18 protein-coding genes are annotated in these 16373 nt (G+C 60.9%); 7 read left to right on the forward strand and 11 right to left on the reverse strand.

The features are described 5' to 3' along the window. The first annotated feature begins 123 nt into the window (after positions 1-123). On the forward strand, positions 124-303 hold the full coding sequence (locus tag PRJ_RS17350) for a hypothetical protein (RefSeq protein WP_104887384.1): 180 nt from the start codon (positions 124-126) through the stop codon (positions 301-303). A gap of 130 nt (positions 304-433) precedes the next feature. Here the strand turns inward: PRJ_RS17350 and PRJ_RS17355 are convergent, their stop codons facing one another. Together PRJ_RS17355 and PRJ_RS17360 are read right to left on the reverse strand one after the other, a co-directional pair. Beyond that, positions 434-1186 carry a TerC family protein gene (locus PRJ_RS17355; RefSeq protein ID WP_003250551.1) on the reverse strand — a complete coding sequence of 251 codons (753 nt, stop codon included), beginning with the start codon at positions 1184-1186 and terminating at the stop codon, positions 434-436. A 28-nt stretch (positions 1187-1214) separates the two neighbouring features. Beyond that, a complete protein-coding gene (locus tag PRJ_RS17360) occupies positions 1215-1454 on the reverse strand; it encodes a hypothetical protein (RefSeq protein ID WP_020191237.1) in 240 nt (79 codons plus the stop codon). A gap of 132 nt (positions 1455-1586) precedes the next feature. Here PRJ_RS17360 and nhaR point away from each other — a divergent pair, with 132 nt between their 5' ends. From nhaR to PRJ_RS17375, 3 genes are all read left to right on the forward strand, one after another. Beyond that, entirely contained in the window at positions 1587-2480 is an 894-nt protein-coding gene (gene nhaR, locus PRJ_RS17365) for a transcriptional activator NhaR (protein WP_004573709.1), read from the forward strand. A 97-nt stretch (positions 2481-2577) separates the two neighbouring features. Beyond that, positions 2578-3789: a serine/threonine transporter SstT gene (sstT, locus tag PRJ_RS17370; protein ID WP_104962073.1), complete on the forward strand. Its 1212-nt coding sequence runs from the start codon at positions 2578-2580 to the stop codon at positions 3787-3789. Between the two features lie 88 nt (positions 3790-3877). Then, positions 3878-4525, forward strand: a complete 648-nt coding sequence (locus PRJ_RS17375; protein ID WP_104962074.1) for a YceH family protein — start codon at positions 3878-3880, stop codon at positions 4523-4525. 4 nt (positions 4526-4529) lie between these two features. Here the strand turns inward: PRJ_RS17375 and PRJ_RS17380 are convergent, their stop codons facing one another. The 3 genes from PRJ_RS17380 to ahpC all read right to left on the reverse strand — a co-directional run bounded on the left by PRJ_RS17380 (position 4530) and on the right by ahpC (position 7587). After that, entirely contained in the window at positions 4530-4718 is a 189-nt protein-coding gene (locus PRJ_RS17380) for a hypothetical protein (protein ID WP_003250541.1), read from the reverse strand. 618 nt (positions 4719-5336) lie between these two features. Beyond that, the gene (gene ahpF / locus PRJ_RS17385; RefSeq protein WP_104962075.1) at positions 5337-6899 is read right to left on the reverse strand and encodes an alkyl hydroperoxide reductase subunit F; all 1563 of its coding nucleotides are present in this window, start codon (positions 6897-6899) and stop codon (positions 5337-5339) included. Positions 6900-7023: 124 nt separating this feature from the next. Beyond that, on the reverse strand, positions 7024-7587 hold the full coding sequence (ahpC, locus tag PRJ_RS17390) for an alkyl hydroperoxide reductase subunit C (RefSeq protein ID WP_003250537.1): 564 nt from the start codon (positions 7585-7587) through the stop codon (positions 7024-7026). A 321-nt stretch (positions 7588-7908) separates the two neighbouring features. Between ahpC and PRJ_RS17395 the strand changes: the two genes are divergently transcribed. Next, a complete protein-coding gene (locus PRJ_RS17395) occupies positions 7909-8973 on the forward strand; it encodes a TerC family protein (protein WP_064492460.1) in 1065 nt (354 codons plus the stop codon). A 7-nt stretch (positions 8974-8980) separates the two neighbouring features. Here the strand turns inward: PRJ_RS17395 and PRJ_RS17400 are convergent, their stop codons facing one another. The 3 genes from PRJ_RS17400 to PRJ_RS17410 all read right to left on the reverse strand — a co-directional run bounded on the left by PRJ_RS17400 (position 8981) and on the right by PRJ_RS17410 (position 12153). Beyond that, positions 8981-9370 carry a hypothetical protein gene (locus tag PRJ_RS17400; protein WP_064492459.1) on the reverse strand — a complete coding sequence of 130 codons (390 nt, stop codon included), beginning with the start codon at positions 9368-9370 and terminating at the stop codon, positions 8981-8983. Further along, on the reverse strand, positions 9363-10760 hold the full coding sequence (locus tag PRJ_RS17405; RefSeq protein WP_104962076.1) for a PAAR domain-containing protein: 1398 nt from the start codon (positions 10758-10760) through the stop codon (positions 9363-9365). The genes PRJ_RS17400 and PRJ_RS17405 overlap by 8 nt, the downstream gene beginning before the upstream one ends. 163 nt (positions 10761-10923) lie before the next feature. Then, a complete protein-coding gene (locus PRJ_RS17410) occupies positions 10924-12153 on the reverse strand; it encodes an acyl-CoA dehydrogenase (protein ID WP_104962077.1) in 1230 nt (409 codons plus the stop codon). 140 nt (positions 12154-12293) lie between these two features. Between PRJ_RS17410 and PRJ_RS17415 the strand changes: the two genes are divergently transcribed. Together PRJ_RS17415 and PRJ_RS17420 are read left to right on the forward strand one after the other, a co-directional pair. Continuing rightward, the gene (locus PRJ_RS17415) at positions 12294-13220 is read left to right on the forward strand and encodes a LysR family transcriptional regulator (protein WP_104962078.1); all 927 of its coding nucleotides are present in this window, start codon (positions 12294-12296) and stop codon (positions 13218-13220) included. A 194-nt stretch (positions 13221-13414) separates the two neighbouring features. Further along, positions 13415-14569 (forward strand): cysteine desulfurase family protein, encoded by a 1155-nt coding sequence (locus PRJ_RS17420; RefSeq protein WP_104962891.1) that lies wholly within the window; start codon positions 13415-13417, stop codon positions 14567-14569. A gap of 57 nt (positions 14570-14626) precedes the next feature. Here PRJ_RS17420 and PRJ_RS17425 read toward each other — a convergent pair whose 3' ends face one another. The 3 genes from PRJ_RS17425 to PRJ_RS17435 form a co-directional block, all read right to left on the reverse strand. Then, complete coding sequence (locus tag PRJ_RS17425; protein WP_003250527.1) at positions 14627-15064, reverse strand: RES family NAD+ phosphorylase; 438 nt, start codon at positions 15062-15064, stop codon at positions 14627-14629. Then, a complete protein-coding gene (locus PRJ_RS17430) occupies positions 15061-15510 on the reverse strand; it encodes an antitoxin Xre/MbcA/ParS toxin-binding domain-containing protein (RefSeq protein ID WP_003250525.1) in 450 nt (149 codons plus the stop codon). The genes PRJ_RS17425 and PRJ_RS17430 overlap by 4 nt, the downstream gene beginning before the upstream one ends. Positions 15511-15652: 142 nt before the next feature. Beyond that, entirely contained in the window at positions 15653-16306 is a 654-nt protein-coding gene (locus tag PRJ_RS17435) for an oxygen-insensitive NAD(P)H-dependent nitroreductase NfsB (RefSeq protein WP_014591578.1), read from the reverse strand. Positions 16307-16373: the final 67 nt, after the last annotated feature.

Here is a 16373-nt window from a genome sequence, read left to right on the forward strand (position 1 = left end):
CGAATCGGCCCTAGAGATAGACCATTGTTCGATGGAACGTCACGGACGAAGGGCTAGACTAAAGCAGTGTCTGGAAGGTAAACGCGGGCCAATCAAGCGCTTGCCGCAGAGATGGAGGCACAGATGAGCCTGACCATGGCAATTCTCATGCTGGTAGGCATGTGGCTGAGCGTCGCAGCCGCCATGCTGTGGGGTGTACTGCGTATCGTGCGGCGTCACGCACACCATCACCACCTGCCCCCGCAGGCAACACCCAAGCCACAGCCAGCAAGGCGGGCGCGGCGGCATGTCGGGGTGAGCTAACCTCAGGATTTCCCGAAGCTTGATCACTGGCAAGCCCGCTCCACAGGTATTTCGCGATGCCAGTATGGCTCGAGGTACCTGTGAAAGCGGGCTTGTTCACGAGGGGGGCGCAGAACGCCCCTTTTTTACATCAGCCTTCAGCCGCCTCACGCTTCAAACGCGCTCGACGGGCAAGGATGTTGAGGACCTCGATAGCCGTCGAGAACGCCATGGCCGCATACACATAGCCCTTGGGTACATGGGCGCCAAAACCTTCGGCAATCAGCGTCATGCCGATCATGATGAGGAAGCCCAGCGCCAGCATGACCACGGTCGGGTTGTCGTTGATGAAGTTGGCCAGCGGATCGGCGGCCACCATCATCACGATCACAGCCGTGATAACGGCGATAATCATGATCGGCAGGTGCTCGGTCATGCCCACGGCGGTGATGATGCTGTCGACCGAGAAGACGATGTCCAGCAGCAGGATCTGGAAAATCGCCGCAGCAAAGCCCAGGGTAACCGTGGAGGAGACCTTGGCTTCCTCCTTGGCGCCATGCGGGTCGACGTTTTCGTGAATTTCCTTGGTCGCCTTCCACAGCAGGAACAGACCACCGGCAATCAGGATCACATCCTTCCACGAGAAGGCGTTGCCGAACACTTCGAACACTGGGTCGGTCAACTGGACGATCCAGGCCACGGTGCTGAGCAAGGCCAGTCGCATGACCAAGGCCATGCTGATACCGATACGCCGCGCCTTGGAGCGGTACTCCACCGGCAATTTGTTGGTCAGGATCGAGATGAAGATCAGGTTGTCGATGCCCAGTACAACTTCCATGGCCACCAGCGTAGCCAGGGCAACCCAGGCGGTAGGGCTAGCGGCGAGTTCCAGCAAATATTCCATTGTTCAAATCCTGCAGCAGCGGTTGGGGTCAGATTTCCTGGGTTTCTTCTTTCTTCTCGGCATCCTTGGGCTTCTGCCCTTCGCTGCCGATGGCTTCGCTCAGCGCCTGCTGGGCAGCCTTGTTGGTGTCGTCGATGGCCTGCTTGGCCGACTGCGCGGCCTGGTCGAGCATCTGCTGGGCGGATTTCTCGGCCTGGTCGCAGCCTGCCAGGGTGAACAGGGCCAAAGCCAGCACCAACGGGGTGCCAATGGATTTGAGTTGCAGCATGGTGTCCTCGCTTGAAATAACCCGGCGGCGCATGGCGCCTGATAGCCGTGCATTCTAGAGACGGCAATAGTTCAGGAAAATTCGTATTTTCATGGCATATACTTCGGTTTTTACGAATCGGAACGACCGACGGTGCTTAACTATCGCCAGTTGCATTACTTCTGGGCCGTGGCCAAGACGGGCAGCATTACCCGCGCCAGCCAACAGCTGAACCTCACACCACAAACCATTAGCGGGCAGATCACCCTGTTCGAGCAAACCTACGGCCTGGAACTGTTCCAGCGCGCCGGCCGGCAGCTGGAACTGACAGAAACCGGCCGTCAGGCCCTGGTGTATGCAGAGCAGATGTTTCAGATCGGCAGCGAGCTTGAAGCCATGCTGCGTGCCGGCCCTCAAGAGCAGATCCTGTTTCGTGTGGGGGTGGCTGACGTAGTGCCCAAATCCATTGTCTACCGCCTGCTGGCACCGACCATGGACCTGGAAGAGGTGCTGCGCATCAACTGCCGCGAGGACAAACTTGAGCGGTTACTGGCAGACCTGGCTATCCAGCGCCTGGACCTGGTGATTTCCGACAGCCCCATGCCTAACCACCTGGACATCAAGTGCTACAGCCAAAAGCTGGGCGAGTGCGGGCTGAGCTTCTTCGCCACCCCGGCGCTGGCACAACGGCTTGAAGGTCCTTTTCCAGCTTGCCTGCAGGATGCTCCGCTGCTGGTTCCCGGCCAGGAGACCGTGGTAAGCAGCCGCTTGCTGCGGTGGCTGGGCGAGCAGCAGGTGCAGCCACGGATCGTGGGGGAGTTCGATGACAGCGCCTTGATGCAAGCGTTCGGGCAGTCGGGCAGCGGCATTTTCGTTGCGCCCAGCGTAATCGCCGAGGAGGTGTGCCGTCAGTATGGCGTGCAACTGATCGGGCAAACCGAGGCCGTGCACGAATCGTTCTATGCCATTTCGGTGGAGCGCAAGGTCAAGCACCCAGGGATCGTGGCGATTACCGAGGGGGCGCGGCGGGAGTTGTTTCACTGGTAGCCGCAAAAGCCTGATTGACAAAGAACACGGCCCGACATGCGCTATAGGTGCTCTATGGTAAAGTCCGCCCTTTCCAGATTCCGAGATACCGCTGCACATGACCCCTTTCCTCCGCATCCTCAACCGCACCAGCCTGGTGACTCAGATCGTCATTGGCCTGCTCGCCGGCATCGCCCTCGCCCTGCTGGCACCTGCCATCGCCCGCGACCTGGCCTTTCTTGGCAAAGTGTTTGTCAGCGCCCTGAAGGCGGTTGCGCCCGTGCTGGTGTTCATCCTGGTCATGGCTTCGGTCGCCAACCATCGTCACGGCCAGGAAACCCACATTCGCCCGATCCTCTGGCTGTACCTGCTGGGCACCTTTGCCGCTGCAGTGGTGGCCGTGGTTGCCAGCATGCTGTTCCCCTCGCACCTGGCGCTAAGCACCAGCGAGGCCACGCTGAGCGCGCCAGGCGGCATCGCCGAAGTGCTGCAGAACCTATTGCTGAACGCGGTAGACAACCCGGTCAATGCCCTGCTCAACGCCAACTTCATCGGCGTGCTGACATGGGCCATCGGCTTGGGCGTGGCCCTGCGCCATGCCGGCGAAACGACCCGTACCGTGGTCGAAGACCTGTCCAATGGTGTAACCCTGATCGTGCGCGTGGTCATCCGCTTCGCCCCGCTGGGCATTTTTGGCCTGGTCAGCTCCACCCTGGCACAGTCTGGCCTGGACGCCCTGCTCGGCTACCTGCACCTGCTGGCGGTACTGATCGGCTGCATGCTGTTCGTGGCGCTGGTGATGAACCCGCTGATCGTGTTCTGGAAGATCCGCCGCAACCCCTACCCGCTGACGCTGCTGTGCCTGCGTGAAAGCGGCATTACCGCGTTCTTCACCCGCAGCTCGGCCGCCAACATCCCGGTGAACCTGGCGTTGTCGGAACGCCTTGGCCTGCATGAAGACACTTACTCGGTGTCGATCCCGCTGGGCGCAACCATCAACATGGCCGGTGCTGCAACCACCATTACCGTGCTGACCCTGGCCGCAGTGCATACCCTGGGTATCCAGGTGGACCTGCCAACTGCCGTGCTGCTCAGCGTAGTAGCGGCAGTGTGCGCCTGCGGCGCCTCGGGCGTGGCCGGGGGTTCGCTGCTGCTGATTCCGCTGGCGTGCAGCCTGTTTGGCATCCCAAGCGAAATTGCCATGCAGGTGGTTGCGGTGGGCTTCATCATCGGCGTGTTGCAGGACTCGGCCGAAACGGCGCTGAATTCTTCGACCGATGTGCTGTTCACTGCCGCGGCATGCCAGGCTCAAGAGCAGCGCAACGGCTAAGAGGGCCGGGGCCGCTTTGCGGCCCCAATTGCCTTACGCGATGGCATTACCTACCCTAGTGGCCTTTCCCCAGCCACGAGACAGGGCCATGTCAGAACACGAAACCGCAGGTGAAGGCCGCTTCAACAGCATCGAGATCCGCGTTCTCGGCTCGCTGATCGAAAAGCAGGCCACCAGCCCGGAAAGCTACCCGCTGACCCTCAATGCCCTGGTCCTGGCCTGCAACCAGAAGACCAGCCGCGAGCCGGTGATGAACCTCACCCAAGGCCAGGTCGGCCAGGCGCTGCGCGCCCTCGAAGGTCAGGGCATGACCCGCCTGCAGATGGGCAGCCGTGCCGACCGCTGGGAACATCGGGTAGACAAGGCACTGGAGCTGGTGCCCGCGCAGTTGGTGCTGATGGGCCTGATGTTCCTGCGAGGCCCGCAAACCCTCAACGAACTGCTGACCCGTAGCAACCGCCTGCACGACTTTGACGACACCGAGCAGATCCAGCATCAGCTGGAGCGCCTGATCTCGCGGGACCTGGCCTTGCACCTGCCACGCCAGGCCGGCCAGCGTGAAGACCGCTACACCCATGCCTTGGGCGACCCGGCGGAAATCGAGGCGATTCTCGCTGCACGGCAGCAGGAAGGCGGCGTGCGCACCAGTGGCGGCAGTGTGTCAGAAGACCGCATCGAAGCCCTCGAAGCCCGCATTGCGGCGCTGGAAGCGCGCCTGGCTGAGCTGGAAGGCTGAGCCGTCACGGCTCGGGGTCGGGGAAATTGCGGCAGCTCTTGCGCTCGGCCAGTTCCCGGTCAGTGGGGCGCTGGTCGACGAACACAGCGCGACCGTCGGCGTAGATTTCCAGGTAGCCCCAGTGCAGGTCCTGCTCTTGCTGCCCGGGCTTTGGGGGGACTAGCCACCAGGGTTCGCGGCTGATCAGGGTCATGCGGGTGATTCCTGAGGGGTTTACGTGTAAGCATAGACACCCTCCGGTTGATGCTTTGCTTGTACCGGCCCTTTCGCGGCTAAAGCCGCTCCTACGACGGCCTGTGTCCAACCCCCGAGGTGTGTCCACCACCAATCTGCGTAGGAGCGGGTTTACCCGCGAATACGGTAGCGACGGCAACGGTGAACGACGGGTGGAGACTGGCCAGCAGGGCCGGCCTCTTCGCGGGTGAACCCGCTCCTACACGGCGGCCTGTGTCCAACCCCCGAGGTGTGTCCACCACCAATCTGCGTAGGAGCGGGTTTACCCGCGAATACGGTAGCGACGGCAACGGTGAACGACGGGTGGAGACTGGCCAGCAGGGCCGGCCTCTTCGCGGGTGAACCCGCTCCTACACGACGGCCTGCGTCCAACCCCCGAGGTGTGTCCACCACCAATCTGCGTAGGAGCGGGTTTACCCGCGAATACGGTAGCGACGGCAACGGTGAACGACGGGTGGAGACTGGCCAGCAGGGCCGGCCTCTTCGCGGGTAAACCCGCTCCTACGGGGATCTTCACAGTTTCAACAACTGCGCAGTCCTGTGAGAGCGGCTTCAACCGCGAAAGGGCCGTACAGGCTTACGCCGGTGCCGAAGTCCGAATCAGGTGGTCAAAGGCCGCGAGCGATGCCTTGGCCCCCTCACCCACCGCAATGACGATCTGCTTGTACGGCACGGTAGTCACGTCACCTGCGGCAAACACACCCGGGATGCTGGTCTGGCCCTTGGCGTCGACAATGATTTCGCCACGCGGCGACAGCTCGACGGTGCCCTTCAGCCAGTCAGTGTTGGGCAGCAGGCCAATCTGCACGAAGATGCCTTCCAGTGCCACTTCGTGCTGTTCATCCGTGGTGCGGTCCTTGTAGCGCAGGCCGGTCACCTTCTCGCCATTGCCCAGCACCTCGGTGGTCAGCGCGCTGGTGATCACGTTGACGTTCGGCAGGCTGCGCAGCTTGCGTTGCAACACCGCATCGGCACGCAACTGGCTGTCGAACTCGATCAGCGTCACCTGGGCGACGATACCAGCCAGGTCGATGGCCGCTTCCACACCCGAGTTGCCGCCGCCAATCACTGCCACACGTTTGCCCTTGAACAGCGGGCCGTCACAGTGCGGGCAGTAGGCCACGCCGCGGCCGCGGTACTCCTGCTCACCCGGCACGTTCATTTCGCGCCAGCGGGCGCCGGTGGCCAGGATCACGGTCTTGGCCTTCAGCGAAGCGCCCCCCGCGAGGCGCACTTCGTGCAGACCACCCTCGGCAGCAGGAATCAGCGCTTCACCGCGCTGCAGGTTCATGATGTCGACGTCGTACTGTTTGACGTGCTCTTCCAGCGCCGTGGCCAGCTTCGGCCCTTCGGTTTCCTGTACCGAGATGAAGTTCTCGATGGCCAGAGTGTCCAGCACCTGGCCGCCGAAGCGCTCGGCGGCAACACCGGTGCGGATGCCCTTGCGGGCAGCGTAGATGGCAGCCGCGGCGCCAGCGGGGCCACCGCCGACGACCAGCACGTCAAAGGCTTCCTTGGCGTTGATCTTCTCGGCCTGGCGGGCGCCAGCGTTGGTGTCGATCTTGCCAATGATTTCTTCCAGGCCCATACGGCCCTGACCAAACACTTCACCGTTGAGGTAGATACTCGGTACCGCCATGATCTTGTGCGATTCCACTTCGTCCTGGAACAGCGCACCGTCGATGGCAACATGGCGCACGTTGGGGTTGAGTACCGCCATCAGGTTCAGTGCCTGGACGACGTCCGGGCAGTTCTGGCACGACAGCGAGAAGTAGGTTTCGAAGTTGAATTCACCTTCCAGGGCCTGGATCTGCTCGATCACTTCGGCACTGGCCTTTGACGGGTGGCCACCAACTTGCAGCAGTGCCAGCACCAGCGAGGTGAATTCGTGACCCATGGGGATGCCGGCGAAGCGCAGGCTGATATCGGCACCCGGGCGGTTCAGCGAGAACGAAGGGCGACGGGCATCGGTACCGTCCGCGCTGAAGGTAATGAGGTTCGACAGGCTGGCAATCTCTACCAGCAGGTCGTGCAATTCGCGGGACTTCGCGCCGTCGTCGAGGGAAGCAACGATCTCGATCGGCTGGGTGACCCGCTCCAGGTAGGTTTTCAGTTGCGATTTAAGCGTGGCGTCCAACATACGGGCGATTCCTTTTTCAAAACTCGGATACAAAAACGCCCAGGCGAGGTCGCCCGGGCGCTTGACGGGGCGGTAGGTACTTCAGCTTTGGCGGCTGCTTACCGCCCGCGTTATGGGCATGACCTTAGATCTTGCCTACGAGGTCCAGCGACGGCGCCAGAGTGGCTTCGCCTTCTTTCCACTTGGCCGGGCACACTTCGCCTGGGTGAGCGGCAACGTACTGAGCAGCCTTGACCTTACGCAGCAGTTCAGCAGCATCACGGCCTACACCACCGTCGTTCAGCTCGACAATCTTGATCTGGCCTTCCGGGTTGATCACGAAGGTACCGCGGTCGGCCAGGCCGGCTTCTTCGATCAGCACGTCGAAGTTGCGCGAAATGACGTGAGTCGGGTCACCGATCAGCGGGTATTCGATCTTGCCGATGGTGTCCGAAGTGTCGTGCCAGGCTTTGTGAGTGAAGTGGGTGTCGGTGGAAACACCGTAGATTTCCACGCCCAGTTTCTGGAACTCGGCGTAGTTGTCAGCAAGGTCACCCAGCTCGGTCGGGCAAACGAAGGTGAAGTCGGCCGGGTAGAAGAACACGACAGACCACTTGCCTTTCAGATCGGCTTCGCTGACCTGAACGAACTCGCCTTTGTGGTAGGCGGTGGCGTTGAAAGGTTTGACCTGGCTGTTGATGATTGGCATGAGAGACACTCCTTCATGGGGTTGGAATCAGTTGATGGATAGAATCCTAACTAATCATCCCGCTGAAGGCTCATTGGCAAAGCTCATGCTTTCGATTGGTTTTGGCTATAACCGGGGTTACTTAATAGAAGGGAACGGGCTGAGCAAAGGATTGCGGTCCTGAGCGCTGCACTGGCAAAGAAATGTAACAGCTCCCCATTCGGCATCACGGGCAAACGGGTCTAGGCTCAAGCCCATGTGATACCGGGCCCCTCTGACGGCTGCCAAGCCGCCATGTCGGATCACTGTTGCCTTGCAACGTCGACATTCAAGGAGGGGCTCATGACAGCTCTGCAAGCATTCCTCACAACACCTGTCCTCGGTACCAGCGCCTGGTTGTGGCTGGTGTTCATGGCCATCGTCATCGGTTTGTTGGTGCTCGACCTGGGCGTGCTGCACCGCCACGACCGGGAAATTGAAATGCGCGAGAGCCTGCTGCTGTATTCAGGCTATTTCAGTGTCGGTGTGCTGTTCGGCGCGGGGGTCTGGTACCAGTTGGGTGCGCAGTCGGCACTGGAGTTCTACACCGGTTTCCTGGTCGAACAGTCGCTGTCGATGGACAACGTGTTCGTCATGGCGATGATCTTCAGCTACTTCGCCATCCCCCGCCGCTACCAGCACCGCGTGCTGTTCTGGGGCATCCTGGGCGTGGTGTTCCTGCGGGCCATCATGATCGGCGTGGGCGCGGCGCTGGTACAGAACTTTGCCTGGGTGCTGTACATCTTCGGTGCCTTCCTGCTGTTTACCGGGGTGAAAATGGCGCTGTCGAAGGAAGACAGCCGCCCAGACCTGGCCAACAACCCGATCCTCAAGTTCGTGCGGCGGCACATGCGGGTTACCGACCAGATCCATGGCTCGCACTTCTTTGTACGCCACACCCCGGCCGGGCACAGCAAGGCGCTGCGTTATGCCACCCCGCTGTTTCTGGCACTGGTACTGATCGAACTGGCCGACCTGGTGTTTGCCGTCGACAGCGTGCCGGCGATCTTCGCCATCACCCAGGACCCGTTCATCGTCTACACCTCCAACATCTTCGCCATCCTCGGCTTGCGCTCGCTGTATTTCGCGCTGGCGGCGCTGATGCACCGGTTCGTTTACCTCAAGTACGCACTGGCGCTGGTGTTGATCTTCATTGGCTGCAAGATTTTCTACCACGGCATGGTGGGCAAGGTGCCGGCGCTGCTGTCGTTGGGCGTGACATTCGGGTTGTTGCTGGGTGGGGTGGTGATTTCGTTGATCAAGACGCGGGGGCAGACGTTGAATAAAGACGACAAGACGATAGAAAAAGCAGCTAACGATAAGAAAACAACGGGACAAAAAAAGAATGACCCACAGTTACGGGTCTGAGTTGCAATCATTGCTTGATGATGAAGTAACCAACCGCTCCCCAAAGTGAGGCAATCAAGATCAACCAAAGGGCTGCTCCCATATCTCGCCTCAACTTTGGGGGAAAATTGTCAAGCTCCGCTTCGTTCAACCATCCGAGGCGTGAATGTAACCTTGGGAATGTGACCAAAGCGCTTACTGTACTCATCAGTAGGCATCGATGCCTTAGGTTTCGTCCGCCCCATACGGGTTTCATCTGCTCAAGATAGGGGTTGCTCGTGATCGCTGAAAGGGCGACATCAAAATCACTCGACAAAGCAATTTTCACATTGATAGCGATCCCCGCAAGGCCTAGGACGAAAGGCGCAATCAGGAATCCTATCTGCAACAATGGGGACCAATTGTCAAAGTCAATCATCAGTCACCTCATGAAGGAGTTCACCGGTCCGCTCTCCGAGGGCGCCAATACCAATAGCGCCTGCAGAAGAGGCTGCGCCAACGATCGCAATCCCGCACACTGCACCAAACCCACCGGTACCCACCGCAAAAATACCGCATAACGCAGCTGCTGCAGCACCTCCACCAGAGGCACCTACCAACCCTCCCGTTAGACCCCCTACAAAATTTCCCGCTTCAGTAAACCGAACCTTTCGACAAGCACGAGTCTCCCCGGCCCGACAGACTTCTTTTACTTTCAGATAAGACGAGGTCCCGCCCAGCCCAATCGCTGCATACCCTCCGTATTGCAGGTACTTACTTAACCGCGCCACCTTCTCAAGATGTGTCGCATACCCCGGAATCTGCCCCGGTCCGCCCGCTTTCGACCAATGGTGCACCAGGCTCTTGGTAGAGATATTCAAGCTCTTCTTCAGCCGCTCATAGCTCCCCAGATTCAGTTGCTTATTAAGCAACGCCGCTTTCAACTGGCCATCCAGTTGCTGCAACAACCGCCTGCGCTCGGCGAAGAAACCCGGACTATTCAAATGGCCATGGTGCATGAACTCACGCTGGTGCAATTGCTCGATGCTGGTCAAGGTATTGCTTACTTGTTTCAAGCCTTGATCCAGCATGTCCTTGCCCACGCCCATGGACAGACTGGCGTTGCTGAGCAAGCCGGCGATTTCGGCCTGGTGCTGCATCATGAAATCCGCTTCGACGTAGTCGAGTGCCTCCAGCGCACGCCGCGCATGCTGCGCAGCCGCCATAAGCTCTCCCTCTTCGCGCGTGCAGGCATTTCCATTGTCAGGATCACCGATAACGAAGATTTCCCCAGCTTTGAACCCTTGCGCATACGTGGGATTGAGCCGCTGTAACCGTGAGACCGGCAACGTGGAATCGTGACCGGCCAGTTGAAGCAGTATCTGGGGAAACGACATGCGTCGTGGAACCACGTAGAAGCCAGGCTCCAGCGAACCAGGCAGTGCACCTATTACCGGTTGGGAGAAGCGCTCGGGGTTGAAGGTGGGTGACAGCTCGGCAGCGTGGGTATTGGCACGCCCTGCAATGGAGTGCATGGACGGCGGAGCCTCATACAAGGGCGCGACTACCCGGTTGGTGCCCGGCGAACAGCCACAGACAACCAACGCACCATCCATAGCCACCCGCTGGCCATCTGAAATAAAGTGATCCACACCTTCGGCGACAGTTCCCGCCTGCCCACAAAGAGGGCATGGCGTGGTGTGGTCGCCTTCACGGAGCACCATTCGGCCTTCGTCTAGATAGCCGGCCCCCGTCGCAATACAGACAGCACCCGTTGTGGTGACATCGCCATCTACCGCCTGACCTTTCCCCTCTAGATTGACGCGCATATATGAACTCCCTGTACTTGATTCAGGTTGGAAACCTATCACCAGCAAGGGAGATTCAAGTGGCCTCAGCCAAAATTCAGATACGTCCTACAAGTTGCAGGACTTTGCGCAATCACTGCAGGCGCGGGTTTGATCGCGAATGGGCCGGCGCAGGCTGACGCGTTCACCGCCCGCTACGCAACATCTCCACCGGCACATACTTGCCAATTTCGTACTTGCCAATCGCGGCCCGGTGCACTTCATCCGGCCCGTCAGCCAGACGAAGGGTGCGCTGCATGGCATACATGTAGGCCAGCGGGAAATCGCCGCTTACCCCTGCCCCACCATGTATCTGGATAGCCCGGTCGATCACTTTCAAGGCCACGTTCGGCGCCACCACCTTGATCTGGGCGATCTCGCTACGGGCCACCTTGTTGCCGACGGTGTCCATCATGTAGGCCGCTTTGAGCGTCAGCAGCCGGGCCATGTCGATTTCCATGCGCGAGTCGGCGATCTTGTCGACGTTGCCGCCCAAGCGTGCCAGTGGCCGACCAAAAGCAGTACGCTCCACCGAACGCTTGCACATCAACTCCAGTGCGCGCTCGGCCATGCCGATCGAGCGCATGCAGTGGTGAATACGGCCTGGGCCCAGGCGGCCCTGGGCAATTTCGAAGCCGCGTCCTTCGCCAAGGATCACGTTTTCGTACGGCACCCGCACATTCTCGAAAAGGACTTCGGCATGACCATGGGGCGCATCGTCATATCCGAACACCGGCAGCGGGCGGACGATCTTCACGCCCGGCGTGTCGGTCGGCACCAGCACCATGGAATGCTGCTGGTGGCGTGGCCCTTCAGGGTCAGACAGGCCCATGAAGATCATGACCTTGCAGCGCGGGTCGCAGGCGCCGGAAGTCCACCACTTGCGACCGTTGATCACCCACTCGTCACCGTCCCGTATGGCGGTAGCAGCCATGTTGGTGGCGTCCGAGGAGGCCACGTCCGGTTCGGTCATGGCAAACGCCGAGCGGATCTCGCCACGCAGCAGCGGCTCCAGCCACTGGCGTTTCTGCGCCTCGCTGCCATAGCGCACCAGTACTTCCATGTTGCCGGTGTCCGGCGCGGAGCAGTTGAACGGTTCCGGCCCGAGCAACGAGCGGCCCATGATTTCTGCCAGCGGTGCGTACTCCAGGTTGCTCAGGCCAGCGCCGTATTCCGACTCTGGCAGGAACAGGTTCCACAACCCTTCGGCCCGGGCCTTGGCCTTGAGCTCCTCCATGATTGCAGTGGGCTGCCAGCGGTCACCCTCGGCGACCTGGCGCTCGAACACGGCTTCGGCGGGGTAGACATGAGCGTCCATGAACGCAGTGACACGCTCGCGCAGTGCCTGGACCTTGGGTGAATAGGCGAAATCCATCTGGGCTACCTTCACAGTTCGGAGTACTTGGGGCAGAGCCTAGAGCAGCATTGCTCCATCCACCTAGTCTATTTTCCGCGTGTATAAACATTCATAACCGATATATGATCGGCCGATAATTCCAACAAAGAGCGGCGCCCATGAACCTTAGCAAGGTCGACCTCAACCTGTTCATCGTGTTCGATGCGATCTACACCGAAGCCAACCTGACCCGCGCCGGGCAGATCGTCGGCATTACCCAGCCGGCAGTGTCCAATGCCCTGTCGCGCCTGCGCGAAACCTTCAATGACCCGCTGTTCGTGCGTACTGCGCAAGGCATGGTGCCCACCCCCATGGCGCAGAACATCATCGGCCCGGTGCGCAACGCCCTGGCGCTGCTGCGGACCTCGGTGCAGGAAAGCCGCACGTTCAACCCGCAGCAGGCCAACAAGACCTTCCGCATCAGCATGACCGACCTGACCGAGGCGGTCATCCTACCGCCGCTGTTCCAGCGCCTGCGCCGCCTGGCGCCGGCCGTAATGATCGAGAGTTTCCTGTGCAAGCGCCGCGAGACCACCAAGGAACTCGCGGCCGGCCGCCTGGACTTTGCCATCGACGCGCCACTGAACACCGACCCGCAGGTGCGCCACATCAAACTGATGCAGGACCGCTATGTCTGCGCCCTGCGCCAGGGCCACCCGCTGGCCGACAGCAAGCTGAGCCTCGACAGCTACCTGGGCATGACCCACATCCATATCTCCAGCCGCCGCAACGGCCTGGGTTACGTCGACCTGGCGCTGGGCAAGATGGGTGTTCAACGCAAGGTCGCCCTGCGTTCGCAACACTACCTGATGGCGTCACAGGTGTTGCAGCAGACCGACATGGCGATGACGGTTCCCGAGCGCTTCGCCCGTCGCCATCAGTTGCGTTATCAGGCGCTGCCGGTGGAGGTCCCTGCACTGGAAACGCACCTGTACTGGCATGAAAGCACCGACCAGGACCCGGCCAACCGCTGGATGCGCGAACAGATCACCGAATTGTGCGAGCGCGTGGTGGCAGAGGAAGAAAAGGCTCTGGAGCACGCCTGAAGGTGCCGGTGAGGTGCCATTAATGGCCCCTCACCAGGCAAAGTAGAAAATTCCATGAAAGATCTTCGATAGAGAATTTTTTTCTAAAACAATCGCGAATCGACCTGAGGGAAACGAAAAAAACACCGCTGCTGGCAGGTACGCTTACGTCAATGATCGCCGACTTCACGGCCACTGACACGGACCCGCCCTCAATGCCTAGCGCCCCACTCTACTTCGATTACGCCGCCACAACCCCAGTCGACGACCGGGTTATCGAAACCATGCTCGCCTGCCTGGGTAACCAGGCCAACTTCGGCAACCCGGCGTCCAGCGGCCACGCCTTCGGCCAGGCTGCACGTCACGCCGTGGAGCAGGCGCGCCAGCAAGTCGCCGAGTGCGTCGGCGCGCACGCCGAGCAGCTGGTATGGACCTCGGGCGCGACCGAGTCAAACAACCTGGCGCTCAAAGGTATTGCCCAAGGCATCGGCCAGCCCGGACACCTGATCACCAGCCAGCTGGAACACAAGGCCGTGCTCGACACCGTGGCCGAGCTGGAACGTCAGGGCTGGGCCGTCACCCGCCTGGCAGCGGATGCCAATGGCCTGATCCAGCCTGCAAGCGTGCAGGCAGCGTTGCGCGCTGACACCCGCCTGGTATCGCTGATGGCGGTCAACAACGAACTGGGCACGGTCACCGATTTTGCCGCGATCGGCGAGCAGGTGCGTGCCCACGGTGCCCTGCTGCACGTGGATGCCGCGCAGGCCGTGGGCAAGCTGGCTATCGACCTGCATACGATGGCCGTGGACCTGATGTCTTTTTCGGCGCACAAGGTCTACGGGCCAAAAGGCATCGGCGCGCTGTATGTCGGGCCGCGCGCCCGCGTGCTGATGCGTGCGCAGATGCACGGCGGCGGCCATGAGCAGGGCCTGCGTTCCGGCACCCTGGCGACCCACCAGATAGCGGGCATGGGCAGTGCCTTTGCCTTGGCCGGCCAACCTGGCGACAGCGAGCACCAGCGCCTTGAGCAACTGGCAAGACGCCTGCGCACAGGCCTGCTGGCCATGCCCGGCGTTACCCTGAACGGCTGCGCCAAGCAACGCATTCCCCATACCTTGAACCTGTGCATCGACAGCAAGGGCTTCAACAGCACGGCGCTGGCCGGCGAGCTGGCCTTGTCGACCACCTCGGCCTGCAACTCGGCGAGCAACGCTGCCTCGCATGTGCTGCTGGCACTGGGGCTGGATGAGCGTCAGGCTCGCAACAGTGTGCGTTTGAGCATCGGCCGTTTCAGCACCGAGGCTGACGTGGACAAGGCGCTCGAAGTGTTTGGCCGGGTGCTGGCGTCAGCATCGGCAGCACTGTGGTGACCACCTCGGCTGTTTTCGCCTTGCCTGACCTGCGTCTCAAGACTATTCGTACAGAGCCTAGAACAGGCGGCTGTCCGGCGTGAAATCCTCAACCTGGATTTTCGCGCTCTGCGCCTGCGGGTGCCGTGGGTTGAACAGGTAATTGGTGGTGCTGGGCATGATCGCGCTTGGCACCGGCAGCAGCAATGCCGAACAGTCATCCAGAAAGCGATTGCCCAGCGTACGGGTCAACTCAGGCTGAGCAGACCAGCCGGGCTGCAAAGCGGGCAACTGCGCCTGGGAAACCGTGTCGGGCAGTTCGATGCGCAGCAAGCGCATGGTGGTAGGGAAATCCTCGGGGTCGATCTCCAGGTGCACCAACACTTCCAGCATCGCCCCGGGAGGGCTGGTGGCGGCATACACCACCGGTCGACCCGCCTGATGCCAGCGGCCACTTACACGCAAGCCCCCCGTACCGCTCAAGTCTGCATAGGCGCTGATTCGCCACAAAATCACAGGCCATAGCCCTCGGCAATCTGCAGCAGCATTTCTTCGACCTGAGTGGTGCCTTGCTGGGTGGTGAGCATCTGCATCGGCGTCAGCCCCGAGAAGCGTTCCTTGGGCTTGGAAAGCCAGCGTTTGGCCTTGCCCGCTTCACCGAACACGGCCTCGGCCATGGCGGTGATGTGGGCCGAGCGGAACAGCCGATCGCTCTCATCCACGGTCAGCGGTTGGTCGCGCTCGATACGGGATTTGAGGGTGCGCAGCGGAATGATCTGGTCGCGCTCCACCGGGGTGAGCACACCGCGCTCGGTCAGCTTCACCAACCAGGTGGCGGCAAAACCATCGGTGATGCGGGTGTGAATTTCGAAGTCGCTGGCAAGCTCGGGAATGTCCAGCAGCGCCTGCAGGCGCGCCCGGTACTCGTGGTAACCGTTGTCGCGAAGCACTTCGGCAAGCATGGCATGCTCCTTTTCGGCATTTGCCGACAAGTATGCGGTATATGCCGGGTCATTGCCAGTTTGCCTGGTCGGGCGGTCGACGTCAGGGCTTTGCCAGATTGACCGCCAGCATTGCCAGGGCCGCACAGCGGCCCCGGAAACCTCACAGAAAGGTGAACACCTGCGATGCCGGCAACCGCGACTTGTTCAGCCCGGCGTTGAAATCCGCCTCGCTGCGGTAACCCAGGCTCAGGATCACCACACTGGTGAACCCACGCTCACGCAAACCCAGTTCGGCATCGAGGACCTTACTGTCGAAGCCCTCGATCGGCGTGGCATCCAGCCCATGCGCCGCCGCACCCAGCAAGGCAGTACCCAGCGCCAGGTAGGTCTGCTTTTCCATCCAGTGCTGCACATCCTTCTGGTCGAAGCGGTGCAGGTTGACGTAGTGGCGGCGGCTCTGGTTTTGCCCGGCGCGCGCTTGCTCATCACGGAAACGGCCATCGGCGGCCTCTTGATCGAGCACGGCGTTCAGGTGTTCTTCAGTCATCTCGGTACGGGTGCAGAACACAATCACGTGCGAGGCATCGAGAAGCTTCTGCGTGTTGTAGGCATAACCCTCAGCAGTGCTCTTGGCCAGGCGGGCCTTGCCTTCGGCCGTGTCGGCGACGATGAAATGCCAGGGCTGGGAATTGACCGACGACGGGCTGTGGCGCAGTTGTTCGAGCAGGGCATCGACAGTGGCCTGGGGAATGCGGCGTGAGGCATCGTAAGCTTTGGTGGTGTAACGGCGCTTGGCCAGCGATACGGTATCCATGCGACAACTCCGGAGTGAACAGTGGGTTTGCCGGGCATCTTATCTTTCCAGCAAAAAAGAAAAAGCG

Origin of the sequence: Pseudomonas sp. XWY-1, assembly GCF_002953115.1 — a bacterium.
GTDB lineage: Bacteria > Pseudomonadota > Gammaproteobacteria > Pseudomonadales > Pseudomonadaceae > Aquipseudomonas > Aquipseudomonas alloputida.

Excerpts from the sequence above, each read along its gene's own strand:
- PRJ_RS17350 (WP_104887384.1), top strand. The coding sequence starts at position 124 with ATGAGCCTGACCATGGCAATTCTCATGCTGGTAGGCATGTGGCTGAGC.
- PRJ_RS17355 (WP_003250551.1), bottom strand. The coding sequence starts at position 1,186 with ATGGAATATTTGCTGGAACTCGCCGCTAGCCCTACCGCCTGGGTTGCC.
- PRJ_RS17360 (WP_020191237.1), bottom strand. The coding sequence starts at position 1,454 with ATGCTGCAACTCAAATCCATTGGCACCCCGTTGGTGCTGGCTTTGGCC.
- sstT (WP_104962073.1), top strand. The coding sequence starts at position 2,578 with ATGACCCCTTTCCTCCGCATCCTCAACCGCACCAGCCTGGTGACTCAG.
- PRJ_RS17375 (WP_104962074.1), top strand. The coding sequence starts at position 3,878 with ATGTCAGAACACGAAACCGCAGGTGAAGGCCGCTTCAACAGCATCGAG.
- PRJ_RS17380 (WP_003250541.1), bottom strand. The coding sequence starts at position 4,718 with ATGACCCTGATCAGCCGCGAACCCTGGTGGCTAGTCCCCCCAAAGCCC.
- ahpF (WP_104962075.1), bottom strand. The coding sequence starts at position 6,899 with ATGTTGGACGCCACGCTTAAATCGCAACTGAAAACCTACCTGGAGCGG.
- ahpC (WP_003250537.1), bottom strand. The coding sequence starts at position 7,587 with ATGCCAATCATCAACAGCCAGGTCAAACCTTTCAACGCCACCGCCTAC.
- PRJ_RS17395 (WP_064492460.1), top strand. The coding sequence starts at position 7,909 with ATGACAGCTCTGCAAGCATTCCTCACAACACCTGTCCTCGGTACCAGC.
- PRJ_RS17400 (WP_064492459.1), bottom strand. The coding sequence starts at position 9,370 with ATGATTGACTTTGACAATTGGTCCCCATTGTTGCAGATAGGATTCCTG.
- PRJ_RS17405 (WP_104962076.1), bottom strand. The coding sequence starts at position 10,760 with ATGCGCGTCAATCTAGAGGGGAAAGGTCAGGCGGTAGATGGCGATGTC.
- PRJ_RS17410 (WP_104962077.1), bottom strand. The coding sequence starts at position 12,153 with ATGGATTTCGCCTATTCACCCAAGGTCCAGGCACTGCGCGAGCGTGTC.
- PRJ_RS17415 (WP_104962078.1), top strand. The coding sequence starts at position 12,294 with ATGAACCTTAGCAAGGTCGACCTCAACCTGTTCATCGTGTTCGATGCG.
- PRJ_RS17420 (WP_104962891.1), top strand. The coding sequence starts at position 13,415 with ATGCCTAGCGCCCCACTCTACTTCGATTACGCCGCCACAACCCCAGTC.
- PRJ_RS17430 (WP_003250525.1), bottom strand. The coding sequence starts at position 15,510 with ATGCTTGCCGAAGTGCTTCGCGACAACGGTTACCACGAGTACCGGGCG.
- PRJ_RS17435 (WP_014591578.1), bottom strand. The coding sequence starts at position 16,306 with ATGGATACCGTATCGCTGGCCAAGCGCCGTTACACCACCAAAGCTTAC.